Below are 25,099 nucleotides of genomic sequence, written 5' to 3'. Positions count from 1 at the left end.
ATGCGTCATCGAGCCGGAGACAGTCGGAAAAACACGGGCGCAACCGAGAAGGCCGGAGATCGCACGCAACGCGCCCGCATCGTTCTGGCCGCACTCGGCGTCGCGCTGTGCCTAACAGCTCTGTTCAGCCTCACGGCTGGTGCTTCGGATGCATCCATTCTCACGCTGCTGCGTGGATTTGTGAGCGGCGAGGGGGCGGAGACGTTCCAGCGGGATCACCTGATCATCATGGAAATCCGCCTGCCGCGTATCATCCTCGGTATGCTGATCGGTGCGGGGCTTGCCGTGTCCGGTGCCGTCATGCAGGGGTTGTTCCGCAATCCGCTGGCCGATCCCGGTCTTGTGGGCGTCGCGTCGGGTGCAAGTCTTGGTGCCGTGTCGATGATTGTGCTGGGTGGCACCGTTCTGGCGCCGGTTATCGCAGTTCTGGGCATCTATGCGCTACCTTTGGCGGCCTTCTTCGGCGGCCTTGCCACGACCTTGTTGCTCTACCGGGTCGCAACCCGGCGCGGGCGCACCTCAGTTGCCACCATGCTTTTGGCAGGTATAGCACTTGGCGCGCTGGCGGGAGCTGCAACCGGCGTTCTTGTCTATATGGCCGATGACCGCCAGTTGCGGGATCTCACTTTCTGGGGGCTTGGCTCGCTTGCAGGTGCGACCTGGAGCAAGATCGTGGCAGCCGGGCCGATCATCGCCGTGGTGCTGATTGCAGCGCCGATTCTGGCGCGTGGTCTCAACGCGCTTGCATTGGGCGAAGCCGCCGCCGGGCATCTCGGCATTCAGGTGCAGCGCATCAAGAATGTCGCCATCGTGACCGTAGCTGCGGCCACCGGTGCGACGGTGGCTGTCGCAGGCGGTATTGGCTTTATCGGTATCGTGGTGCCGCATATGCTGCGTCTCAGCATCGGCCCGGATCATCGCTATCTTCTGCCCGCGTCAGCACTGCTGGGCGCTGTTCTGCTTCTGCTCGCCGATGCGGTCAGCCGCACCATCGTTGCACCGGCGGAACTGCCCATCGGCATTATCACCGCCATCTGCGGCGCGCCATTCTTCCTCTGGATATTGCTGCGTCAGCGCGGCCTTCTTGATCTGTGAGGGCGTCATGATTGAAACCAAGTCACTCAGCGTTCGTCTTTCAGGCAAGTCGATCATCGAGAATATCGATTTCACGGCGCGCGCCGGTGAAATCACCGCAATCGTCGGCCCGAACGGATCGGGCAAGACGACGCTCTTACGGGCATTGTCGGGTGATGTACCTTTTACGGGTGAGGCACTTCTGGACGGGCGGTCGTTCGCGGATTTCAAGCCATGGGAAATGGCCGCCCGCCGCGCGGTGCTTCCGCAGGCCAGCGCTTTGTCCTTTCCTTTCACTGTGCGTGAGATCGTCGGTATCGGTTTGACCGGCGGTTACAGCGGTTTGCCACGCGATTTTGAGGGCGGCTTGCCCGATCTCGCCTTGCAGCGGGTGGACCTTGGCGGCTTCGGCGGCAGGCTTTATCAGGAGCTTTCCGGCGGCGAACAGCAACGGGTGCAACTTGCCCGCGTGCTGTGCCAGGTCTGGAAGCCGGTCGTTGACGGCTCCGCGCGCTATCTCTTTCTCGATGAGCCGATTTCAAGCCTCGATATCAGACACCAGATTGTCGTGATGGAAATCGCGCGGGATTTTGCCGCCGAAGGCGGCGGCGTGATCGCCATTCTGCATGATCTCAATCTGACTGCCATGTTTGCCGACCGGATTGCGGTCATGTGTCAGGGCAGGCTCGATACTATCGGCACGCCGCAAGAAGCGCTGACCGATGAACGGCTGGAGCGGGTGTATGAATGCGCATTGCGGGTAGGGGTGCCTCCCGCTCGCGGCGTGCCCTTCGTGTTGCCGCAATCGGCTTATCGCGCCGCTGCCGAATAAAAGCAGACACACTAAAAAAGGTCCGGTTTTCACCGGACCTTTTGATTTGCGCTATCTGATGAGCTTAGCTCGCGACGCGCTGTTCTTCCATTTCATCTAGACCCAGCAGTGCGCGCACATTCGGACGGGCCTTTACGAGGTCTGAAATGCTGTACTTCATCAACACACCGAAGAACGCGTTCAGCGCTTCACGCAGGGCTGAGTTCAGGGCGCAACTGTCAACCAGCGGGCACTCGGTTGCATCGTTTTCGAAGCATTCCGCCATGGCGAAGTTTTCTTCAGTGACGCGCACGACATCGAACAGGCTGATATCGTTGGCTGCACGGCCGAGACGCACACCGCCATTGCGGCCACGCACGGTTTCAACCAGCCCGTTTTCCACGAGCGGCTGCAAAATCTTGAAAAGAAACAGCTCCGAAACGCTATAAGCGCGTGCGATTTCCGGAATGCGGCTCAGCTTGCCTTCATTCGCGGCACAATACATGAGTATCCGAACGGCATAATTCGTCTGGCGAGTAAGGCGCATGAGAGTTCCTTTCAGCACGTCCCAGAGCATTTTCAAACCCGACCAAGTCAGGTCGGAAAATGCCCTCGCTCTTATATTCCGGCTCTATGATCTGGTCTGAAGTTCCGGTTTCAGTTCCAAATCGGCCATGTTGAGAAAACTCTCCGCTCATGGCGTTTTGATGGAAGCCGGATTTCCGTGATGATCCAGTTTAGAATCGTTCTTAATATATAGAAAGTCTTTTCCCATATTTAAAGTGGAAAAAACGAGTCGTATTTTTTCCCATAGCGAGCCCTCCCGTGCCCGGTTTGAGTTTTACTGGCAGACATCGATCCATTCCGCAGTGACCAAAGTTGCCATTCTGTCTGGCGCGATACGAACCGCGCTGTTGGTTGCACCGGCTGCTGGAACCACTTCCTCGTAAGCCTTCAGCGAGACATCGCAATAGACTGGAAGCGCGCTCGGCAAGCCGAAGGGGCATACACCGCCAACCGGGTGGCTGGTCTCGGCGAGAACGGTTTCGGCATCCAGCATGCGCGGCTTGGTGCCGAAGCGATCCTTGAATTTCCGATTGTCGATGCGCGCGTCACCGCGTGTGACAATGAGAATTGTCTGGTCTTTGGTCGAGAAAGAAAGCGTCTTCGCGATCTGGCCCGGCTCCACACCATGCGCTTCTGCAGCCAGGGCTACAGTGGCGGTGCTGGTTGGCAATTCGATGACTTCGACTTCGGGTGCCTTGTCAGCGAAAAACGCCTTTACGGATTCCAGACTCATAGCTTCCCTTTTAGGTGACAACTTAACTCAAGTTTACGTCTCATTAACGATGAGAGCAACCCTAGAACAGTTATAATTTTGATGGAATTGGCCAAATGCCGTGAAAATGCAGTTGTCACGCATTTCTGATGGCTGCAGGGGTGAGTTTTGAGCCGACTTACGCGGGGCCTTAGACATAACAGGCAGGTTGAAAGGGACTGAATTGCTTTCAGCCGGCGATTTGTCGCCGGCCGCTGTTTTATTGAGTGCGCCGAGTGTTATCCACTCTGGCGGAGGTAGGAAATTGTGCAGGGCTGCGACAATCCTTGTAAATCCTGATTGCGCTTGCCCTATGCGCGCGATTATTTGTGCGGAACGTTCTTTTTGTCAGTGCCCTTGTTCTGGGCCTTGGGGGCGGCCTTCTTGGTTGCTGCGGGCTTCTTGTCCTTTCCCTTCTGTTCCTGCTTCAGCGGCAGGACGCCCTGCGCGGCAAAAGCTGCCGGTGAGCCGAGAAAAGAAAAGGCGATGGCTGCTGCAATGAATTGCTTCATATCTGATATCCTCGTTGATCTTAGCGGGGTTTGGATAGAGCAATAGAAAGGCCAGTTTTGGACCATAATGTAACGGAATGTTTCTGTAATGGTGAAATAAAAGAAAATAATATGATCTAAGAAATCAGGCGAATGTTCTGATTAAGGAAATATGTGTAAATGAATCCGGCATATATCGCCAATTTATTTTGTCGATATCTTCATAGAAAAGCGATGGGATGGGGAATTGCATTTCAGATTTTCACTTGGTGCGCTCATCGCGGCGTTCATTATTTTTATATCGTTGTCTGCGTTGGCAACGCTTGGCGCTGGACTGGGCTGGATAAGAAGCTTCGCGGGGGATCTGGTCGCTGTCATTTTCGTCTATGCGGTTCTTCGCATTGGTATTGACGGCAACCGGTTCATGTTGGCTACCGTAGCATTTCTCGTTGGCGCCTTCGTTGAGTTCGGGCAATTTCTGGCCAAGCTCTACAATGTTCAAATTGCAAACCGCGCTTTGCGCATAATTCTTGGTGCTACACCTGACTGGCTCGATGTTCTTGCTTATGGGATTGGCGCTCTTATCGTTGTGGCCTATCTGGAATTGCGCCGCTTCTACGGTGCGGGGACCGAGCCGTGATGGTGTTCAGTGCTGGCATCGGCATAATTTTACACTGTGGACTTGTTTTGAACACATTGGCCACCTATATCGCACTCAACGGCATAGCTTAAGAGCGCTGGACGCGTCTGTTGCTCGCTATTGCCGCCATCGTTTGATGCTTTTGACCACGGATGTACTGGCACTGGTAGGAAAGCGATGGATCAGGAAGGTCGGTGCGTTTTCGCCCCGGCCTTTTTTGTTATCCGGGTGCAGAACTGTCCTCCTGAGAGTTCATACAGAACCGCTTCGATCAAGTTGACGCGGCGATAAAAACTGCTAAGAAGTCACCCATTGAGTGACTGCTGGGCAAATCACTGATTTGCGGCTTTTCCTGTCTCAGGGAAAAGAAATCATAACAATCACTTGGAGGGGTGGCCGAGCGGTTTAAGGCACCGGTCTTGAAAACCGGCGTGCAGGAGACTGTACCGTGGGTTCGAATCCCACCCCCTCCGCCATAACTTACTAAAATCATTATGCAAATTTAGTTGACAGAAAACGAGCTTATCAGGATCGACCTGCAACAAATTTGTTTACATCTGCAACAATGACGCAACAATTTTTTTGTTGCATGAGTGGGTTTTGGGGTGGCGATCACCTTAACGTAATGAGCCCAGCAAAATTTCATTCAAATGAAGACATCGCGCTAAATTAATTAAAGTGTTTATCCCACCGTGCTCTGGGCCTGAGCAGTAGTGCGTCGATCTTTGTATAACTGCAACTGCAAACCCAAACCGACTATGGCCATGATGAGTTCAATCGCCTGATTTCCAGAATAACTGCGAACTTCGGGTGGGTTAAGGCACAGCAGACATGAATCTTGCTCAAATTTGAGGGGTTTCTGTGCGTTAGAATGTTGACGAACTAGACATTTCGACGCCGAAAGCCCGGTTGCGGGTTGATATTGGTACGTTGCCCTAGACTGGGTCAGGCCTGTCCAGGGGACATGGCCGTGCGCGTAGCGCAACACAGGGGACGTCATCAATGTCACGAAGCTCCAAGGTTCCAATTTCTATTTTTGATCCAGTTTTGTGCAACAGAATCGACTAGAGACAAGAGGCTCTGGTCGAAGGGTAATGAAAAATCGAATTGGAAAGGGGCTAGTCTACCCGAACCGCATAGGCTGGTATGTCGGATCAGGAACCTCATTCCAGACGTCAGAATGACTGACGTCTATTCGTTTCAACGGTTTTGAGGCGGTTCTGGGTGATAGCTGCACATCGACGCCAAAAAGGTATTGCCGAGTTTCTCTGATTTTTTCCAACAGGTCGTTCCGGAATTCTTCGATCCAGCTCCAGCCTGATTTGTGTGCTTCAATCTTACGAATAGCGTCGTTTATCTGGTGGCGTATCGTAAGTAGCTTATGCGTCCTGACACTCTGAGCCGCGAAAACAGTGCTGTTTGTCAGGCGACTCTGATCAAGTGACGTCAGCGCCTGCTGCGCTTTAATTCGCTGACGTCCTTTTGCAGATCTTCCATCATCATAAGAAGATGGCGCTGCCCCACCAGTACCGACTCCAGTGATTGCAGTAGCTGATCGATTGGTCCGCCTTCCGCTGGCTCGGGCTCGTTCAACAGGTCCAGCAGAGGATGAAGCTCCACGACTTGATCGTAGATTGCTTTTGCCTGCCCCATCGTTGCTGGTGATTCTGGTTTTCGTGGCTGGTTTTGGTTCATGATTTTTACCCTTCATATCGCTCGCTTCCGTCATTCGGTCGGAAACTTCCCGACGTTTGATTTTTAATAGTCGATCAAGGGAGCCAAGAACGATCCCATCTTTCAAGACGACATAGACGCCAGCCTTTTCTCCCGGTGCGACGTCAAAATCAGATTCAGAAAGTGCTGCGGTAAACGACTGGACGTCGTCCGACCTTTCCCAAGCGCTGCGAACAGTCCTTGTGACAATAGCCAGGTCGGTGCTGATCTTCCTCTGGATCATCTGGCGCTTGGCAGGTGAGACGGGTGATTGAGGCTTTTCCAGATTCGGGTGGTGGGCTGTGTCGAGCCATTGAGCAACATCTTCTCTGCCGTTGGCACGGAGCCACTTCACCGCACTTTTATGGTGACGACCAAGTGTAGCAGTCTCGCCCATTTCAAATTCAGCTATCCTCATGGCCGTTTCCAATTTGATTTTCTCAAATCCAGAGGGAATGACCTGGCCGTCGAAGCCGATCCGACCGAGCACCAGATGACCATGGGTGTTACCCCTGTCGTTGGAACGTTTCTTGTCGTGAAGCACGAATGCGGCCGGGTGTTCCTCCGCCGAAAAATGTTTCATTACGATCTGCGCAACCTGCCGCAGTTCGCCATCGGTCATATCGCGGCTTGGTGACAATGACAGATGAAGAAATGCGGCGTCGGCCTTTGAGGCGTCGCATGCAAGCAGCATGTCATCCATAGCGGATTGCAGATTGGGTGCAGCGCTATTGATAATCTCGACACGCACGCGCCGATCATTCATCAAATGAGCATGCAAATTCTCTGCATCCTTTGCGCTTCGACCATGTCTGACAGCTTGCCCGATCATGTTTCCAGTGCTTTCAGAATATCGATACGAAGAGCGCGGACCTCGGCAAAAAGCACTTTTACCTCTTTCGAGGATGGAGCCCGTTTGGTGAGGTTGGTGATCTTCGCGATCTGGTTGAGGTTCGAGCCGATCCGATTAATCTCACCGATCAACCGGGCTTTGTCGATCTTGTCAGGATCAGGTGCTTTTGCCTCGTACCCCGGCAAAGGGAGGCTGGCCGCTTTGAACGCAGCGCGACGGGCAAAGGTGGCGGGACCAATGCCGTTTGCCTTGGCCGCTGCACGCAAGGCGTCGCCCTCATCCGGCGTCATCCTGAATGTAAGAACCTGAGTAGCTTTGCGAGAATTAGAGGCGGACATTCAATCGTGCCTCCCGCTTTTCACGTTTCACGCGTTCGAACTCTTCGCGTCCTGCGTTCCGCTCGCGCAGGGCTTTTTCATAGTCGGCACGGCGGGAAGGATCATGCTCAAGCGCATTGATCTCATGCTGCCAAGCTACGAAATTTGCCTCGATCAAATCTTCATAAAAACTGTCCATCACGATCTCCAATCTTTGGCCCCGACAGGGGCTGGGAGGGGTTCCACAGGGGAGGGCTAGTCCCAACCCTTGGCCAGTCAGTCGGGCGGAGTACCGCCCGCTGCTGGCTCCTCTTCGATATCAATGATTGGGTGTAACACCGCAGAAATCAAACGGACCACTTTCGCCGGTGGCGAAGGGGGGCGTAGTCGTTGTCGATTTGTCAGGACGAACGCCATATCCCGTGACCCAAACAACCGAAGACCGAGTGCCGATCAAGCGGTGCTAAGGCTTCCTGTTCTAACTGACGAGAGAGGTACAGCCGCTGCGCTCGGTGCTTTTTATCTATACACCGTTTTTTACATGATGCATGGTCGTCCCTCACTTCGCCAATGTCTGCCAGTATTTATTGATGGTGGGGCGGCTGATGCCGCTTTCACGTGCAACATTGCCCTTGGTGATGGCAGTGCCATTGCCAGACAGGCGTTTTATCGCGCTCTCAATGGCATTTTGTGCGCGTTCTGCGTTTTTATGAGCCGCATATCGTCCGCCGACAGATTGACGTTCTTTCAGGCTTTCTAGCCCTTGCACCATGTGGATGGCTGCGCCACGGTTCTTTCTCGACTGTTGCGCCTTCTCCGGCGACCAGGCTGCCACGGCATATGCGGCAACCTTCGCAATCAGGAGGGGAAGCTTGTCGCGCTGCTTCTTTTTCAGCTTCAACTCGCTGGGTGCAACGAAATGTTCCAGTTGAACATGCAGCCTGTCGACAATTGCTCCCAGGCGTCCGTTTTTCTGCGCAGCTATGAATTCAGCTTCACCAGAAAAATGCCAGTTTGTCAGAACGGCATAGGCCCACTTCTGGAGTGCGTTGAAAATCTCGTTGCTCTGGACAACTCCCATGCCGGACTGCACCGAAGCAGCACGGCGTAGAAGCGTTTCTCGCGTGTGATTGAGTTCGAGATATTCGGCATGTTCCGATAGGTCTGGAAAGCTGGTTTCTTGCGGGCAAATGGTATGCCACTCCGGCGAAAGCGGGCATTTGACCTGTTGCGACGTCGCAGGTGCACCGCTGTCTGCCCCGGCTTCAAGCAGGGCATGGCACAAACCGAAATAGACCGCACGGAACAGATCGACAGGGCCACGCCTCCAACCTGTCTTGCCGGGTTCGTTCCAGATAGCGGAACCATGGGGTAACAGCCATATTGCATGGGGGCGGATGAAACGTCCGTCGCGCAGTTTCAGGCCGACGAGGAAATGCGGTTCACAGGCTATCTTTCCATCGCGGGCAAGCAGCCGATAAAACGAACGGCATTCTTCAACCGAATTCCAGACCCGATCTGTGTCTATGCGAATGAAACCAAGGAACTTTCGATTTCCTTCTACATACGGCTCATCCAATGCCAACAGCTTTTGGTGAAGCTTTTCAAGCGTGGCTTTGCCCCAGTTGCTTCGCAAATCTCGTGCTCGCGGGACGGACGCGACGAATATCTGGCCTGCTTTGGATTTCAATGTTTCGGAACGCAGACCATCTTCACGGACCGGGCCTACCTGATGGCCGGACAATTCCTTATAGCCATTGCGACGATAGCCGATTTCAAGACGCTCTTTCACCAGTGCCTTCTGGTCTTTGTGACGCTGGATGAAGAATTCTGCGTCGTGATCCTTTGACGTCTGCTTTTTGCCGCCGCGCGCCTCAAGCGCTGCTTCGGTCTTCGCATCTCGGGGAGCACCGGAGCGTAGCGCATCCTCTCCGAAACGGGTCATGAACGCCGGGGCAAAATCCTTATATGCTGCTGGCGATCTTGTTCCGAACTTGGAACTGCGCGGGAAGGCAAATTTTGTTGACGGGAGCAGGCGTGTGAGGCTGTCTTTTGGGCTGGGTTATATCCCAGCCGCTCACTCAACGCTTAAGCGCCTTTCGGCTCTTGACTGTATACGGGAGTGATTTCACTCTATTTCCATTCACCTTGAAAAACCGCCGAGGCCTGCCAGCCGTTGAGGCGGTTTTTTATTATCCTTTATCAAGGATTGTCGTCGGCGCTGATCGGGTCAAGCAGGCGGTTATGTCATTCCGCATCCGAAATAATAATCTGCTGGTGAAATCAGCTTGCGCCGACGCCTATTTGAAATGAATATCTAAGGGTGGCATCCATCTCCACTCCCCACCCAACAGGATGCCGCAAGCGGCCTACTGTTTCAGTGCGCCGCTTTTTTTCTGTCACTCATCTCCGAATGCAACATATTCGCCTGCCATATTGAAGCGTCCACAAGGTGCATTCTCGATGTAGAAATGTATGCTGCCGTCATCGAAGGCTAGCAACCAGATAAGTGGATCAGACTTGTATGTGCCCGATAAAGCATCGTCGTAATTTTCGTTTACTGTGAATTCCAGTCTGTCGCGCCTCATCGGAATATCAGCGCGACATAGCACTTTATCTGCATCCATTGTGTCGGCTGCGGTGAAACGTAGATTGTAGGTTTTGTCCTTTTCCTTTGTGATTTCAATTGTGCATTGCGCTTTGGGGCAAGCCTTGACGTAATCGCCTACATAAGGGTCGGGGGCGGCGCTGGCCGTTGTGAAGGACGCGCCAAAAGCTGCAGCAGTCAGGGCTTTTAGAAACAGACTTTTGCTAATGCGCTGCCTTTGTCGCACGCTGTTCATCACCAACGCAGCATTCTGATTTATCATTTTCATTGCTCAATGCTGGCTGCTCTTATTCACCGATGCAGCGATGAAGTCCCCAACTGATTTCCCGAGCAGCGCAACAGCGAAGAACAATCCCGAAAACGCCATCAGCGCGAACGGAAGATTCCCGCTGCTACTTGGGTTGCGACTTGTCAGAAAAACCGAGTATGGGATCGCGTTCCAGATCAATACAAAAATAAAACGCCATAAGAGATTTCGAGTAGCAGTTTTGTAATTCATGATAACTAACCAATACTAATTACAGTTGGCGTTATTATTGTAATGTATTTAGAATCTGCTTTTTCTGTTTCCATAAAATCCCCCGACAATTCGGCAGGCATGATGGTTTATGCCCTGACGGTTGTAACTGATGAGATGATAAAGGGAACGGTTTCAGAGGATTTCGGCGAAAGATTATCAGCTTGAAGATATTCTTGTGAAGTGAGAGTGAAACCGCCGACCAAAAGTATTTTTGGATAAAATTACCAGAAAAATCGTTGACCAGCCTTGAGTTTTCAAACCGTTCCCTTTCGTCAACAGAATTGGGACTTGAAATTCATGGATAACGGTAAAATTATTAGGAAAAGACCAAGAGAAAATACATTGAAAATCGGTTACGCAAGGGTATCCACTGACGGGCAAAAGCTGGATCTGCAACTTGACGCCCTGAAGAAAGCGGGTTGCGATCCGATCTTTATTGATCAAGGCGTTTCTGGCGCTTCGACCGAGCGACCAGGCCTCCAGAAAGTACTGAAAAGGCTCAAAAAGGGCGATACCTTGGTTGTATGGCGGTTGGACAGACTGGGTAGGTCGCTCATTCATCTGGTCGATCTGGTCAATTCATTGGGAAGGGACGGCGTCGAATTCAAATCTATGACAGAGAACATAGATACTTCTTCATCTGGAGGGAGGCTGGTTTTCCATCTATTGGCTGCATTGTCAGAATTTGAGCGATCTTTGATAAGTGAGCGCACAAAAGCGGGTATGGAAGCCGCGCGCCGCAAAGGCAAGCATATCGGGCGTCCAAGACGCAGCGCGGCAGCCGAAAATCGGGGAGCCAAGCTGTAAGCTCCTGTGAGAAACGTTTTATGCGCGCTTTCGGCGATCCTTATTGATTGCCGCAAGCGGTTCGGTAACATATGATCGTATACGTGTTGGGAATCGCTTAACGAAAGCTGCTGTATCGAGCGTAAATAATAACCTTTCTGGAGCTTCAATAAAGCACGTTAAAAGATAAATAAAAATGAATATAGGTGTGTTTGATTTCTTTTCAGGGTGTGGGGGGACCAGTAAAGGTTTTCAAGCAGCAGGACTGGTTCCTGCGTTTGCACTTGACTTTGATAAAGATGCTGGAGCTACTTTTCAAAAAAATTTTCCGCAAACTGTATTTAGTTCAACCGATATAACGCGGTTTAATCCAGAAGAAATCGAAGATTTGGTTAAGTCATACGACATCAAACTCTTCTGTGGTTGCGCGCCGTGCCAACCCTTCACAAGGCAAAATACACAAAAGCCGGATAAAAAAACTGACCTTCGAAGATCCTTGCTTTCATATTTCGGGTTGCAGGTAGAGCGATTTCTTCCAGATTACATATTCGTTGAAAATGTTCCAGGCATACAGAAGGTGGCAGGCAATAGCACACTTACCCGTTTCATTAAGCGTTTAGAAGCCTTGGGCTATAAGACTGCTGTTGGAATTATTGAAGCTCAAAGATATGGCGTTCCTCAGCGACGAAGGCGGCTAGTGTTGCTCGCGTCTAAACATGGTGAAATTAATCTGCCAGATGAAACGCACGGTCCTCAGGCTGGAACGGGGTATAGCACAGTGAGGGATTGGATTGCTCATCTTCCGGCCATTAGAGCCGGAGAAACACATCCAGTAATTCTAAATCACCGAGCGGCGAGTCTATCCGAAATCAACCTAAAGAGAATAAGAGCTACTCCTATAGAAGGAACGCGTGCAGATTGGCCAACCGAATTGCGGCTACATTGCCACACCAAGACGGGTTATTCAGGGCATACTGATGTCTATGGACGTATGAGGTGGGATGGTCCAGCTACTGGATTGACGACACGATGCATAAGCCTTTCTAACGGACGTTATGGACATCCTGAGCAAGATCGCGCAATCAGCGTGCGAGAGGCTGCATCGCTTCAAACCTTTCCAGATACGTTCGAGTTTTTGGGTTCTCTGAATTCTCAGGCTAAGCAAATTGGTAATGCCGTGCCGGTTGTGTTGGCGCAGGCTTTTGGTGCTCATATTGTCTCCCATGCAAAGCATTGCGCAGGTTAGATATGGCGAAATTTCGTACTAGAGCACGAACTGTCGATATGCTGGGTCGCCAGCAGATTGCCAATATATCAACTGCTATCAGTGAATTGTTTAAGAACGCTCACGATGCCTATGCTGATCATGCTGAAGTCGACTATTTTCGTTCGGATAATCTTCTAGTTATACGTGACAACGGCGTCGGTATGACACCAGAAGAGTTCGAGAACCGTTGGCTCGTTTTGGGGACGGAGAGTAAATATGCCGCTCCCGGTCAGAAACCGGATGCTTATCGGCCCGCCGATAAGCCAGAGCGCGCGATCATGGGAGAGAAGGGTATTGGGCGTCTCGCAATAGCGTTGCTTGGGCGACAGGTACTTATTCTCACGCGCGCTATACGCAACGGAGAAGCACAAGATCTTGTTATGTGTTTCATTCATTGGGGTTTATTTGAAATTTCGGGAATCAATTTAGAAGATATTGAGATTCCGATTAAGCACATTACAGGAGGGCGGCTCCCTACATCGGATGATGTCGAAGAATTGCTTGGAGGAATGACTGACTGCATTAAGGGGCTGTCAGGAAACGCGGATGACGTCTCATATAAGAGAATATTGAACGATATATCCGATTTTCAAGTAGACCCTCAGAACTTGGACGAATTCTTGGGCGGGATTAGCCTCAAGGACGGTGAGTCAGGAACACATTTTTACATTGCACCAGCTGACGATGGTATTGCGCACGAAATTGACCGAGAGCGCCGGGATAATACTAAAGATTTTACTAAGTTTCTTCTCGGATTTTCAAATTCCGTATTCAGAGAATCCCCACCATCGCCAATAGAGACTGCATTTCGTTACTGGCCCACGGACTCAGCAAGTGAGGATTTGATAGGCGAGGGCGAATTCTTTACTCAGCAAGAATTGGAAGCCGCCGATCACAGAATTAGCGGCCGATTTGACGAATTCGGCCAATTCCTCGGTGACATTAAGATATATGGTGAAGATGTACGCAATCATGCGGTTGCATGGCTGGACGGACAGGGACAGCCCACCAAGTGTGGCCCGTTTGAGATCGAGTTTGGCTACGTAAACGGTGCGCAAAGAGAATCTACTCTACCTCCAGATGAGTGGAAACGCATTAGCGAGAAGCTAAACCAAATTGGGGGTATTTACGTTTATCGGGATAGGATTAGAGTTTTACCTTATGGAAATTCGGATGTTGATTGGCTCAATATCGAGGAACGGCGAACTAAATCTGCTTCGTATTATTTCTTCTCTCATCGGCGAGTTTTTGGTGCTGTCAAGCTGACGCGGCAGGACAACGGCTTTTTGCATGAAAAAGCGGGGAGAGAAGGGTTTCAGCAAGATAAAGCTTATCGGCAACTTAGAAACATCCTTGAGAATCTTTTTCTGCAACTTGCTGCTGACTTCTTCAGAGATTCTGGCGACTATTCAGAAATCTATACCGAACAACGCTCGGAGTTGGAACGCCTCGAGCTGGCCCGGCGTCGCAGAGAAAAGCAAGTTTCGACTAAGCGGAGAAGTATAGCGGCGTCACTTGAAGGTTTTTTTGACCGAGTAAGCTCAGGTCTTCCTGAGACGGAACTAAGTAATCTCCGTGCCAACATTTCAGCTCGTATGGAAACAGCGGCAAGGCTGAAAGACCCGGACGAAGCTTCATCTGCTTTGCTAGACGCTGAAAGGGAAGCAGGTCGCCGACTTGACGAAATCCGTGAGAGCTATCGCTTGTCAAAGCCGCGAGGTGTTGGCTTGTCTAAACCCCTTCAACGCGATTGGAACGCTTATACAGCAGAGATTGAGCGATTGGATAAAGAACTCTTTGATCCCTTCGTTACAGAGGTGGCTACGACACTTGGCGCGGTTGCTAAGGAAGCAAAGCTCTATGTCGATCAAAGGAAGCGCTTGGGTGAACTTATCCGTCAAAGTGCGGATAGTCGAAGGAAGGCTGTTACCCAAGAAGCAGGGCAAGTCAGAAGTTTAGCTAACGAGACAAGGTCTTCTGCACTTAAGTTCGCGCGTGACGCAATTCGGGAAATGCAGGAAACAATTTCTGCAGTCGAAGTGGAGTTTGCACAAAAAGATCTTGTCGACCTTTCTGAAGATCAGATCGAACGGTTACGCGACACATACGAAGGACGAATTGAATCAGTAGGTAAGAAGAACCGAGAAACTCTTTCCAAAGTCAGAGATATGCTGACGGCAATATCTGCCAATATCGACCAAGGCTTCGATATATCGGACTCCGATATCGTTGAAGCTTTAGATCAGGAACTTCAGGATCTCAGAGAGCAAGCTGATACCGATGCCGAGATGGTGCAGCTGGGATTAGCGGTTGCAGTTATCAATCATGAATTTGAGGCTGCGATAAAGGGCGTCCGAAGATCTCTTCGAGAACTTCGGCCATGGGCAAGTTCAAATGACGAACTTTCTATTTTGTATAGGGATATTCGTAATAACTTTGACCATCTCGATGGTCATCTTAATCTTTTTACACCGCTGCAACGAAGGCTTTATCGAAAAGCGATCCCGATCAAAGGATCAGAGATAAATCATTACCTTCATACGCTATTTGAAGTTCGTATGAAACGGCATAACGTCGTTCTTTCAGCAAGTGATGCCTTCCTTCAATCGCAAATTACAGTATTTCCATCTACAATTTATCCCGTTTTTGTAAACATAATCGATAATGCCGTATTTTGGCTTGAGAATATTGACGGTAAGAAGGAAATTATTCTTGATGCGGACGAGAAAAGTTTTCGTATCTCAAACAACGGGCCTTCTATTAATCAAAGGGATTCATCCGCAATATTCGATCAGGGATTTACTAGAAAACCGGGCGGCAGAGGACTCGGACTTTATATTTCGAGAAAAGCTCTTCAAAAGGAGGGCATGGAAATTGATATTTTGCCCAACTCTGAAAAACGTGGCGTAACGATGGTAATTAGCTGGCCGGGGAACGATGGTGCTGACTGAAACTGTACAAGACTATTCGACGCAAGCAGCGCAGTCTTTTATTCAGACTGCAGTTTTTGTAGATGATAGAATTTACCAGAGTGCTCCAGCTAGCGGTGGCGCACCGAAACAGGTTTTGGCTCCGAAATTGCGAAAAATGGCGTCGAGACGACTCTCTACAGAGGGCGATCAGAGCCAAGTGGCCCCCGAAGCCGTTCCAGAAGAAGACCCGGCTCCAGATTCGTATGATATCGTTAATAGCTTTGCGAAGAAACAAATTGTCTGTTCGTTGTACCAGCCAAAGAAACCAGCAAGTTTTGGTCCCGCGTCAGACATATTTCCTCTTTGTAGGGCGGCAGACGTAGTGATCGTTGATTGGGATCTTTTCGGAGACAAGGGTCAGCGTGCGCTCGAATTGATTGATGGTTTAATAGTTCAGGCACTGAAGGATGTTCCTGAACAGTTACGTTTGATCCTAGTCTACACCCAAGAGCCAAATTTGTTTGGGGTGGCAAATGAAATATATCAAAAGGTTCACCCTTCAATTGGCGATAGTTTTCGACCACTACAAGAAGAGGAAGGCCTTGCGTTTCATACAGACAACAGTCGGGTCGCGGTTCTTGGAAAGCCGGGGCGGGAAAGGGTCGATATTGATCCTCGTCATGTAGTGAATGAGATACATCTCGCCGACGTCGCGGTACGTGAGTTTGCGAAACTAGCGTCGGGCATAATGCATGCCACAGCGCTTCTTGGCCTTGCAGAAATCCGGAAGAACAGCCGCAAAATCCTTTCTAAATTTAATAGGGATCTTGATCCTGCATTTTTGACCCATTTGGCAATGTCATTGCCTGGAGAAGACGCTTCCTCGCACGTTATTCCGCTTCTAGTCTCCGAGATTGAAGCCGTTCTAGAAGATGCTTTACCTAAGCCTTTGATACGTGAAAATATCTTCAGAGATTGGTGCCAGAACGTATGGACGCCAGGGGAGCATCTTGGTTCTGTTCTAAACCAAGAGGGTCTAAATTATAGGGAAATTGCCGAGGATATTTGCACCTTAGGTTTTAAGAAAGCTAGAGAGAAGAACAGTGTTATACCAAAACTTAGTGAAGTAAAGAATACGAGGAAGGCTGCGAAAGTTCTACTGCCTACTGAGGGTTCAGATGCCAATCATCGCTTCTCACATTTGATGGCGAGCCGAACGTTCTACGGCGCTACTCAACGGTCTTTGAAGCTTGGTAGTATTGTATATGACGTTAATCTTAATCAATATTTAGTTTGCATTCAACCAGTTTGTGACAGTGTACGACTGGAAGAACCACGAGCTTTTGTCTTCGTTCGATTGGTCGAGAGCGAACAGAATGGCGGAAATTATATGTCTCATGTGATATTCAAGCCTGACGGTTCTCCAGTTGAGTTAATCTATCAACCGAAGTCATATTTGTGTTTTGCGGCGTCTTTCTCTCCAGATAAAGCAACACAGGAGGTGATTGCACAGACGGGCGAAGATGGAGAAATTTATTTCATTGATTCAGCCAAGAAGAGGTATGTGTGGGTTGATCAACTTCGGACGTCACATGCTCAACGTGTAGTAGAACGCTTTGCAAGTGATTTATCGCGAGTCGGGCTTACAGAATCAGAGTGGTTGCGCCGCCTTCAAAAATCTTAATACGCGACGACTGGAGTCGTTTAGTATCGGGAGCAACTCACAATAAATCGGTTTATTCTGGGGGCCAGAGAATTTTACTCTGTCGTCGGAAATAATTTTTGCCGTTGTTCTTTTGGAGTAGGATTGAGGTACCGCATCAAAACGGCAACGGTCTTATGGCCACTCTGGCGCATAAGAGTTTTAAGGTCCGCTCCCCGTAACGCCATTAATGAAAGCGCTTCATGACGCAGGTCGTGAATTCGTAAATCGGGGCACTTAGCAATTATACGAATTTCACTCCGCCAGACGTTTTTTGCTGTCCATTTGCTGAACCTGAAAACGAGGCTGTCATCCGGTTCTTTCTCAATGTGCTCAAGCAATAGTCTATAACACCGGTCGGAAAGAGCAACATAGCGGCGGGTACCATTCTTTGAGTTCGGGATCACGACGAAACCTTCTTCGTTTCTAAGCCACCCGCATTTGATCGACATTGCCTCACCAAGACGCATGCCTGTATCTAACAATAGGGGAAATAAAAGTTTCCATTGACGGCCTTTGGGTCCTTCGAGTGCCTCAATTGCTGCAGAGATTGCTTCCTCCTCCCCCTTGTGTAATCGACGCTCACGATGCTCATCTGGTTGAGGAACCCCTCTACCTTTTCTGAGGCTTGTGATCGGATTGCTTATGGTGGCTTGTTTTTCATGGATCAGCCATTCAAACACTGCAGATATTGTGTTGAGGTTGTTCCTTATGGTGGATGCGCTTAGACCTTTTTCCTCGCGTTCATCACGGAAGTCAGCAAAATCGGCGACCAGCAATTCGCGCAGCTTCTTTTTCGCAAAAGCCTGCCTTCCCAACATGTTGAGCATTGCTGTTTCCTGTGGTGCACCCTTCTTCTTCGACGTCACGGTGTCTCGGTAGGATTCGATGGCGTCTTTGAATGATTTGTCGGGCCACCCGAGAGGGCCATATTTTTTAGGCTCTAGTCGGGGATCCTTCCATGTGCCTAACTTCATGGCGGACTCTGTTGACTCTAGCCACAGTCTTGCATCAGTCTTTTTTGCAAAGGTCTGGTTTATCGATTTGGCTTTTGATGGCCCCTGAAAAGTGTCAGGAAGGCGGGCTGTTGCGGTCCATCGTCCGTTACGTTTTACAAGGCTCGCCATTGCACTTTTCGTCCATGTTTGCAACAATCACGCAACAATATGGATTAAAAAGATAAAAAAGTCAAGATAATCAATGTTTTCACACCGGTCTTGAAAACCGGCGTGCAGGAGACTGTACCGTGGGTTCGAATCCCACCCCCTCCGCCATTGTTCTCGTATGTGTGTTTCTGCTGCGCCGTTAAAAACGGTTGAGATTTTGTGCGCGCGAGGCCTTTGTTTGATATTATTGGTAATCGTGCAAACGATGATCGAATAGCTTTTCTTATATTTTCATTTCGCAATTATTTTATTATTGAAAATAAAATTATGTTTTAAATAAAGATTTATTCTATTGTGTATAGTAATTATCTTATTAAGATAAAGTATCTCCAAAATTCATCAATGATAACATTGATTTTATTTAATGTTTATTGTGCATTCCATTCATTTATTGTTCATCGCGGGTTGGGTAGCGTGAGTTCATCACGAAAGGAGAATTTTATGTTCAAGAAGATCCTACTCGCAACTATTGCTCTGTCGTTCATTGGCGCGCCACTGGCGCAGGCTCGTGATAACCAGCCGCAGCGCAAGCCAGCTGTTCATCAGGCGCAAGCGAAGAAGCAGCCAGCCAAGAAAGGCTGGTCAAAGGGACAGCGTTTAAGCGGGTCGCGCCATAGCGAAGTCAAGGACTACAAGCGTTATGGCCTTCGTGCGCCAGGTAGAGGACAGCAGTGGGTCAAAGTCGATAATCAGTATCTTCTGATTACCGCAGCAACCGGTCTTATTGCTGGTGTGATGGCCGCTCGGTAATTCTGGCAGTGAAATTGGACGGTTAGCGCCGTCCGAACTCGCTGAGAAGCGTTCGGGCGTTCCCTCGCGCCCGGCGCTTCTCGTCGAGGCTCTTATACCGAATTGGCAATTAGCGCGATTGTCTGCGCATGAGCATGATGAAGAGCGGTGTGCCGATAAACGCTGTTACGATGCCTGCCGGAATTTCCTGCGGCGCGACGATCGCCCTGCCCAACATATCGGCCAGAACTGTTAGCCCTGCGCCGATCAGCGCTGTCACCGGCAATAGACGCCGGTAGCGTGCGCCGCAACAAAGGCGCGCTGCATGTGGCGCAATCAGCCCCACAAAGCCAATGGCGCCCACGGCGGAAACCGCGCCCGCCACAGAGAGTGCTGCGAGCAGCAGCATCCACAGACGGGTGATTGCGGTATTCACGCCGAGCGATTCAGCCGCATCGCGACCAAGCGCCAGAATATCGAGGCGTTTGGCGAATGCCATGGAAATGGCGATCAGCAGAAGCCAGGGGGTAAGTGCTGCCACGTCCTGCCAATCGCGCCCATGCGTGGAGCCCGCGAGCCAGGTAAGCGCTTCAGCAACCTGAAGCTTTGCTTCAATCACCACGATTGTGCTCAATGCTGAAAGGCTGGCTGCGACGGCAAGCCCGGTCAGCGCTGTGCGTGTCGGCGACAGGTTTTTACCGAGAAGGCTCAACAGTACGACCACGAGGCAGGCGCCGCCTGCCGAGAAGAGAGCAAAAAGTGCGCTTCCGGGAATGATGCCGCCGAGCAGCGCGACGAGACTTGCGAGTGCCGCACCTTGCGCAAGACCCAATGTCTCGGGGCCGGAAAGCGGATTGCGGGTCACGGCCTGCAACAACAATCCCGCCACTGCGAGCAAAGCGCCTGCGCCCATGGCAATCAATACGCGCGGCGCGCGCAACGCCTCTATCGCCTGCCAGTCAATGTCGCGTCCGGCGATGCCATCGCCGAAAAGAAGCCCGGCAACAAGAGCAGCGATCAGAAGCGCGCCGAGGCTCGCATAAAGAGCGGTCGCCCGCTTGAATATGGTTTTCCCAAGTATCTGTGTGGCGTTGGCCGTTGCTTCAGTCTTCATGCGGTGCAATACGAAGATCAGCGCCGGTGCTGCAAAGCAGGCAGCCAGAATGCCTGTCGGGATGATTGAGCCCGCGCTGCTCAGCCATTGTGCGGCAAGGTCGGCTGAAAGCAGCGCGACGGCTCCCCACAGGCACGCCGCAGGCAGGAGCACATTGTGCCGAACCATGCCGGTGGCGCGCAGCAAATTGGGTACTGCCAGACCAATGAAGCCTATTGGCCCGGCGATGGTGACAGCAGCGCCGGATAGCACGATCGTTGCCAGAAGGCCGATCAGGGCCGTCGCCTTGCCAAGGCCGAGGCTCGCCGCCATATCACTGCCGAGCGCCATAACGTCGAACTGGCGGGCGAGGACGACAAGCAGCAGGATCGCACCAAGGATAAAGGGTGCGAGTGTTGCGACCTTGTTCCAGCCAGTCTGCTCCAGCATGCCGGACGACCAGAGAATGATGCCGGATGCGCGATCATCGGCAATCAGGATGATGGCGGAAGAGAGCGCCGAAAAGGAGAGCGACACCGCCACACCGGCCAGTGCGAGCCGAACCGCTTGTGCCCGCAAGCCGCCGCCGACCAGCAGGCATAATGTTCCGCCAAACGCACCGCCGATGATCGTGGCGAGAAAGCCCGGAAAGGCAAAAGGCAGCAGCAGGCTGGAAACAACCAGCGCCAGTTGTGCGCCGCTGGTGACTGCGAGAATGTCCGGTGCTGCAAGTGGATTGCGCAAAATAGTCTGCATCACCGTGCCTGCGGCAGCAAGTGCTGCACCGACCAGTATGGCTGCGATTGCGCGGGGCAGGCGAATGGTCTCAATGATGATCTGCGCCAGCGTTTGAGGGCGCGATGGCGCCTGCAAGGCATCCTGCAAAGTGACATTACCGCTACCAATGACAAGTTCGGCAGCTGTCAGCGCGACCAGCAGCAGGATTGCCAGAAAAACAATGCCTACAGTGAAGCTCTTCTGTTTTGTCTGGTTCGACGCCAGAGACTGCGCGGTCATTCCGCGCTCCGCTCTTTTTCGGCAGAGTGCGGAACCAATGGATCATTGACCCAGCGGGGCATGCAGAACGGAATCGGTAAAACCGGGTGCGCCGTCACTTCAATGTCGAAATCGAAAGCTTCTCTGAGGCGCTCCGTTGTGAAAACACCTTCGGGACTGCCTGCGGCCATCAACCGGCCCTTGCGCATCAAGATGACGTCATCGGCCAGTTCCAGCACCTGATTGAGATCGTGCAGAACGGCGATGATGGTCAGGCCGTGATTGCGGTTCAACTGCTTGAGTAACGTCAGCAATTCAGCCTGATGGCGGATGTCGAGAAAATTTGTCGGCTCATCGAGAAACAGGACGGACGGTTCCTGTGCAAGAGCTAGCGCCACCCATGCGCGTTGGCGCTCGCCGCCAGACAGGGAAGCCACCTGACGATGACGCAAAGCGTGCAGGCCGGTTTGCGTGATGGCGCGTTCAATTGCCTGCCGGTCGTAATCGCCGAGGCGGGAAAACAGGCCGCGATGCGGATGACGTCCGTTTTCGACCAACTCTTCTACAGTCAGGCCAGCGGGAACCTCTGGCATTTGCCCCAGCACGGCAATCTTGCGGGCGAGATCAATACGCCTCAGACGGTTGATGTCTTCACCTTCGAACAAAACCTGACCGCTTGTTGGTATCTGAAGGCGCGCCATACTGCGCAACAGCGTGCTTTTGCCCGAACCATTGGCCCCGCAAATGACGGTTATGCGCCCGGCCTCAACCGAGGCATCGACCGAATTCAAAGCCATCGCGCCGTCAAAACTGACGGAGACGCCAACCGTCCTGATGATTGCTTTGTCCTGCGTGGCCATAGGCTTCCAAACGACACGTTCTTCGATGCCGTGTGATAGCCAAGAGGATAGGGCTTCGCAAGTTTTCTAGAGCGTTCCAGTTAAGATTGAATCGTGGGAAAAATTTCACTGTCCAATGGACGCTCTGCCAGCAGGTGCTCGATCAGCGCGCGCGCCGAAGAGGTCAGCTCATCCAGTGAGCGTATGCAAAGCGACAAATGCCGCGTGGCCCATGCATCCGTCAGCGGGATTGGCACGATGCCGGTTGTTGTCATCATGCGATGCGCGACCAGTTCCGGAATGATTGCCAGACCGACGCCTGCGGCGACCATCGGGCAGATGCTCTCGAAAGTGCGCAAACGTGTGCGCGTCTTCAACTTGACGCCAAGGCGTGCGGCGTGGGCTTCGATGTGATCGTAAAGTGCACCTGAATAGAGCCCGATGAATGGTTCATGGAGGACATCAGCAAGGCATGCCGATTTTCTGGCGGCAAGTGGGTGCTGCTGCCCGGTAACAAGAACCAGCTTGTCTGTGGTGAAGGGAAGGAGAACCAATCTGGCGGTATCGACAGCATCCGACAATATGCCGATCTCGACAAAGCCGCTCGCAACGGACCTTGCGATTTCCGCGCTCTGTCGTTCTTTCAGCTCAACGTCGATCTGCGGATTATCCGCCATGAACCGGGCAAGTCGTGCAGGGAGGTATTCGGTCACGGATGCCGTGTTGGCCGCCACGCGCACAGTGGAGCGCATGCCCTTGGCATGGGTGATGAGATCGGCATGCATGTCAGTCATCTGGCGCAGCACGAGGCGCGCATGATGCGCAAGCGCTTCGCCTGCTGCAGTGAGCGTGACACCACGTCTGCCGCGTTCGAGAAGCTTGACCTCGCCAATGGTTTCCATGTCACGCAAGCGCTCGCTTGCCGAGGGCAGGGCGAGCCCCACTTCCGCAGCGCCGTTCGTAATGCTTCCGGCGTCGGCAACGGCGATGAAAAGGCGAAGGTCTGTGAGATCGAAACGCATGCATATTTATGGCCGATATTCTGCCTTCGGTAAAGCCGAAGGCAGAATATGGAACTTCCGCATTTCGCAAAATGAGGATTTCTTTATAGCGAAAGCATGACCCAATCAGCCGCACTTATCGTCACGATTACCCTCACTTTCCTCGGCGCTGGCTTCGTCAAAGGCCTGACCGGCATGGGATTGCCAACCGTTGCCATGGGCGTGTTGGGGGCGCTGATCTCACCGCTAACAGCGGCAAGCCTGCTTATTGTTCCGTCATTCATCACGAATGTTTGGCAGCTTCTGGCCGGGCCAAGTTTTCGTGCGCTGGCTCTGCGCCTTTGGGCCATGATGGTGGCAATCGTCGCCGGAACGTGGATCGGCACCTTCATGCTGGTCGACGGCGAGACGAGCCTGACTACCGCGCTGCTCGGCGCATGTCTGGTCGTTTATGCGGGATATACCCTGCTCGCCCGGCAATGGCACGTAGCGGCTCGGCACGAAGTCTGGCTCTCGCCGCTGATCGGTCTTCTGACCGGCTTGATCGCCGGTGCGACCGGCGTGTTCGTCATCCCCGCCGTTCCCTATCTTCAGGCGCTGGGGCTGAGGAAAGACGATCTGGTGCAGGCATTGGGATTGTCGTTTACAGTATCGACCATTGCACTCGCCATCGGGCTTTCGTCCCGTCAGGCCTATAGCGGCGATATTCTTCTCATTTCGCTCGCTGCTGTCCTGCCTGCGCTGGCAGGCATGGGGCTTGGGCAGTTTTTTCGCCAGAAAATCAGCCCGGAACGGTTTCGCCTCTGGTTTCTCGTCGGGCTTATGCTATTGGGAACGGAAATGCTGGTGAGACCGATATTCTTGTTAAGCTTTCAATAGCGGAAGAATTTTCTTTTCCCCTCCGATACATACGGATTTGCTTTCTTGTTCGCATATGCCGGAGACAGGATACTCACGCTCATGGAAGCGGGATCTGTTGCAGTTCCCGGGAAAGCTCGGAATAGACAGGCCGCCTCTGGCTGTAGTGTGACATGACCCGACATAAATCTCCTGACCATAACGGGTCGCCTGCGTCGCGATTCCGGCTGTTTAACCCGATGCTTGCCGGCGCAACGCTGCGTGAGCGCGCCATTGCCTGCATTGGTGCGCTGGTTGGCATCGCTCTCACCGGTTTCGTCTCGGGTTTTCTGCTGGGCAACGGCCCGCATCTTCCGTTGATCGTTGCACCTATCGGCGCATCGGCTGTGCTGCTGTTTGCGGTGCCGAACAGTCCGCTGGCGCAACCATGGTCGATCATCGGCGGTAATACGATTTCTGCGCTGGTGGGCGTGATCGTCGCTCGCTATGTCAGCGACCCGGCTCTTGCTATCGGGCTTGGCGTTTCACTTGCAATCGCCGCCATGTCTGTAACCCGCAGCCTGCACCCGCCGGGCGGCGCTGCTGCGCTGACGGCTGTGCTGGGTGGTCAGGCGGTCGCAAGCTGGGGGCTGTGGTTTCCGCTCGTGCCGGTCGGCTTCAATTCCTGTCTGCTGGTGGGAGTGGGCATTCTGTTCCATAAGCTTGCCCGGCGTAAGTATCCGCATAACGTGGCCGCCGCACCGGTGAGCATGCACGCAACGAAGGACTTGCCGCCTTCCGTTCGGGCAGGCATCCGCGAAGAGGATATCGACGAGGCGCTGAACACGCTGGATGAGAGCTTCGACATCGACCGCAACGACCTTGGCCGGTTGTTGCGGCAGGTTGAGCTACAGGCATCGATCCGCGCCCATGGTGATCTCACCTGCGCCGACATCATGTCGCGCGATGTTATCAGCATTGGTGAAGACGATTCCGCCGATCAGGCCCGCAATCTGCTGTTGCGCCATCGTATCCTGACCTTGCCCGTGACGGGTTCTGATGGACGGCTCACCGGTATGGTGGGCTTGCGCGAATTGATTCAGCCGGGCGAAAGCCTGAAAGATCATGTGATCCCGGCCATTACGGCCGGGCCGGATGATGCCGCATTAAGCCTGCTTCCGGTCCTGACTGATGGTCTTACCCATGTGGCCGTGATCGTGGACGAGAACAGATTTGTGGTTGGCGTCGTGTCGAAAAGCGATCTTCTCAGCGCAATTGCGCGTGTTTTGCCGCAAGCGGCTCCATCTTCCATCCGGGCCGCAGCCTGACATCTCAATAGGGCTGCATGTTCCTGTTCTTACCTGTTTTCGTCATGGCTTCTCATGGCCCTGCCGGAAATACGCTATTGAATAAAAAGCAGATTTTG

General features: G+C 52.2%; 22 protein-coding genes, 1 tRNA gene and 1 pseudogene. 11 read left to right on the top strand and 13 right to left on the bottom strand.

Features of this window, described 5'->3' with window-relative positions:
• Together FHW03_RS10540 and FHW03_RS10535 are read left to right on the top strand one after the other, a co-directional pair.
• Entirely contained in the window at positions 1–1,095 is a 1,095-nt protein-coding gene (locus tag FHW03_RS10540; protein WP_377514688.1) for a FecCD family ABC transporter permease, read from the top strand.
• A gap of 7 nt (positions 1,096–1,102) precedes the next feature.
• The gene (locus FHW03_RS10535) at positions 1,103–1,906 is read left to right on the top strand and encodes a heme ABC transporter ATP-binding protein (RefSeq protein ID WP_182520587.1); all 804 of its coding nucleotides are present in this window, start codon (positions 1,103–1,105) and stop codon (positions 1,904–1,906) included.
• 64 nt (positions 1,907–1,970) lie between these two features.
• On the opposite strand, the gene rirA is transcribed toward FHW03_RS10535, so the two are convergent.
• The 3 genes from rirA to FHW03_RS10520 all read right to left on the bottom strand — a co-directional run bounded on the left by rirA (position 1,971) and on the right by FHW03_RS10520 (position 3,715).
• Entirely contained in the window at positions 1,971–2,432 is a 462-nt protein-coding gene (rirA, locus tag FHW03_RS10530) for an iron-responsive transcriptional regulator RirA (protein WP_109367509.1), read from the bottom strand.
• A gap of 294 nt (positions 2,433–2,726) precedes the next feature.
• A complete protein-coding gene (locus FHW03_RS10525; RefSeq protein ID WP_138783789.1) occupies positions 2,727–3,185 on the bottom strand; it encodes a YbaK/EbsC family protein in 459 nt (152 codons plus the stop codon).
• Between the two features lie 341 nt (positions 3,186–3,526).
• The gene (locus FHW03_RS10520; protein ID WP_182520586.1) at positions 3,527–3,715 is read right to left on the bottom strand and encodes a hypothetical protein; all 189 of its coding nucleotides are present in this window, start codon (positions 3,713–3,715) and stop codon (positions 3,527–3,529) included.
• Positions 3,716–3,941: 226 nt separating this feature from the next.
• On the opposite strand from FHW03_RS10520, the gene FHW03_RS10515 reads away from it, so the two are divergent.
• Together FHW03_RS10515 and FHW03_RS10510 are read left to right on the top strand one after the other, a co-directional pair.
• Positions 3,942–4,334, top strand: coding sequence for a DUF2809 domain-containing protein (locus tag FHW03_RS10515; RefSeq protein WP_182520585.1), 393 nt, complete (start codon positions 3,942–3,944; stop codon positions 4,332–4,334).
• 386 nt (positions 4,335–4,720) lie between these two features.
• Positions 4,721–4,810 (top strand) — tRNA-Ser (locus FHW03_RS10510).
• A 647-nt stretch (positions 4,811–5,457) separates the two neighbouring features.
• Here FHW03_RS10510 and FHW03_RS10505 read toward each other — a convergent pair.
• From FHW03_RS10505 to FHW03_RS10480, 6 genes are all read right to left on the bottom strand, one after another.
• Positions 5,458–6,879 carry a relaxase/mobilization nuclease domain-containing protein gene (locus FHW03_RS10505; protein WP_182520584.1) on the bottom strand — a complete coding sequence of 474 codons (1,422 nt, stop codon included), beginning with the start codon at positions 6,877–6,879 and terminating at the stop codon, positions 5,458–5,460.
• The gene (mobC, locus tag FHW03_RS10500; protein WP_182520583.1) at positions 6,876–7,238 is read right to left on the bottom strand and encodes a plasmid mobilization protein; all 363 of its coding nucleotides are present in this window, start codon (positions 7,236–7,238) and stop codon (positions 6,876–6,878) included. Before mobC ends, FHW03_RS10505 begins: the two co-directional genes overlap by 4 nt.
• Positions 7,225–7,416 (bottom strand): hypothetical protein, encoded by a 192-nt coding sequence (locus FHW03_RS10495; protein WP_182520582.1) that lies wholly within the window; start codon positions 7,414–7,416, stop codon positions 7,225–7,227. Before FHW03_RS10495 ends, mobC begins: the two co-directional genes overlap by 14 nt.
• 360 nt (positions 7,417–7,776) lie before the next feature.
• Complete coding sequence (locus tag FHW03_RS10490) at positions 7,777–9,162, bottom strand: hypothetical protein (RefSeq protein ID WP_182520581.1); 1,386 nt, start codon at positions 9,160–9,162, stop codon at positions 7,777–7,779.
• 454 nt (positions 9,163–9,616) lie between these two features.
• Positions 9,617–10,087, bottom strand: a complete 471-nt coding sequence (locus tag FHW03_RS10485) for a hypothetical protein (RefSeq protein ID WP_182520580.1) — start codon at positions 10,085–10,087, stop codon at positions 9,617–9,619.
• Between the two features lie 9 nt (positions 10,088–10,096).
• Entirely contained in the window at positions 10,097–10,324 is a 228-nt protein-coding gene (locus tag FHW03_RS10480; protein WP_146097121.1) for a hypothetical protein, read from the bottom strand.
• A 363-nt stretch (positions 10,325–10,687) separates the two neighbouring features.
• Between FHW03_RS10480 and FHW03_RS10475 the strand changes: the two are divergent.
• The 4 genes and pseudogenes from FHW03_RS10475 to FHW03_RS10460 form a co-directional block, all read left to right on the top strand.
• Positions 10,688–11,107 (top strand): annotated as a pseudogene (locus FHW03_RS10475) (recombinase family protein); the annotation flags it as partial.
• A gap of 220 nt (positions 11,108–11,327) precedes the next feature.
• Entirely contained in the window at positions 11,328–12,377 is a 1,050-nt protein-coding gene (locus FHW03_RS10470; RefSeq protein ID WP_182520579.1) for a DNA cytosine methyltransferase, read from the top strand.
• A gap of 2 nt (positions 12,378–12,379) precedes the next feature.
• On the top strand, positions 12,380–15,349 hold the full coding sequence (locus tag FHW03_RS10465) for an ATP-binding protein (RefSeq protein WP_182520578.1): 2,970 nt from the start codon (positions 12,380–12,382) through the stop codon (positions 15,347–15,349).
• Positions 15,336–16,994 (top strand): response regulator receiver domain, encoded by a 1,659-nt coding sequence (locus FHW03_RS10460; protein ID WP_182520577.1) that lies wholly within the window; start codon positions 15,336–15,338, stop codon positions 16,992–16,994. The genes FHW03_RS10465 and FHW03_RS10460 overlap by 14 nt, the downstream gene beginning before the upstream one ends.
• A 74-nt stretch (positions 16,995–17,068) precedes the next feature.
• On the opposite strand, the gene FHW03_RS10455 is transcribed toward FHW03_RS10460, so the two are convergent.
• Positions 17,069–18,139: a site-specific integrase gene (locus FHW03_RS10455; RefSeq protein ID WP_182520576.1), complete on the bottom strand. Its 1,071-nt coding sequence runs from the start codon at positions 18,137–18,139 to the stop codon at positions 17,069–17,071.
• A 480-nt stretch (positions 18,140–18,619) separates the two neighbouring features.
• On the opposite strand from FHW03_RS10455, the gene FHW03_RS10450 reads away from it, so the two are divergent.
• Complete coding sequence (locus tag FHW03_RS10450; RefSeq protein ID WP_182520575.1) at positions 18,620–18,928, top strand: RcnB family protein; 309 nt, start codon at positions 18,620–18,622, stop codon at positions 18,926–18,928.
• A 109-nt stretch (positions 18,929–19,037) separates the two neighbouring features.
• Here FHW03_RS10450 and FHW03_RS10445 read toward each other — a convergent pair whose 3' ends face one another.
• The 3 genes from FHW03_RS10445 to FHW03_RS10435 form a co-directional block, all read right to left on the bottom strand.
• Positions 19,038–21,017: an iron ABC transporter permease gene (locus FHW03_RS10445; protein ID WP_182520574.1), complete on the bottom strand. Its 1,980-nt coding sequence runs from the start codon at positions 21,015–21,017 to the stop codon at positions 19,038–19,040.
• A complete protein-coding gene (locus tag FHW03_RS10440) occupies positions 21,014–21,856 on the bottom strand; it encodes an ABC transporter ATP-binding protein (protein WP_182520573.1) in 843 nt (280 codons plus the stop codon). The genes FHW03_RS10445 and FHW03_RS10440 overlap by 4 nt, the downstream gene beginning before the upstream one ends.
• Positions 21,857–21,936: 80 nt before the next feature.
• A complete protein-coding gene (locus tag FHW03_RS10435; RefSeq protein WP_182520572.1) occupies positions 21,937–22,857 on the bottom strand; it encodes a LysR family transcriptional regulator in 921 nt (306 codons plus the stop codon).
• Positions 22,858–22,953: 96 nt separating this feature from the next.
• On the opposite strand from FHW03_RS10435, the gene FHW03_RS10430 reads away from it, so the two are divergent.
• Positions 22,954–23,715 (top strand): sulfite exporter TauE/SafE family protein, encoded by a 762-nt coding sequence (locus FHW03_RS10430; protein ID WP_182520571.1) that lies wholly within the window; start codon positions 22,954–22,956, stop codon positions 23,713–23,715.
• 152 nt (positions 23,716–23,867) lie between these two features.
• Positions 23,868–25,001, top strand: coding sequence for an HPP family protein (locus FHW03_RS10425; RefSeq protein ID WP_182520570.1), 1,134 nt, complete (start codon positions 23,868–23,870; stop codon positions 24,999–25,001).
• Positions 25,002–25,099: the final 98 nt, after the last annotated feature.

It is taken from the genome of Ochrobactrum sp. RH2CCR150 (assembly GCA_014138095.1).
GTDB lineage: Bacteria > Pseudomonadota > Alphaproteobacteria > Rhizobiales > Rhizobiaceae > Brucella > Brucella gambitense.
Note: the sequence above shows the minus strand (reverse complement) of the source record. Positions and strands in the feature narration are given on the sequence as shown.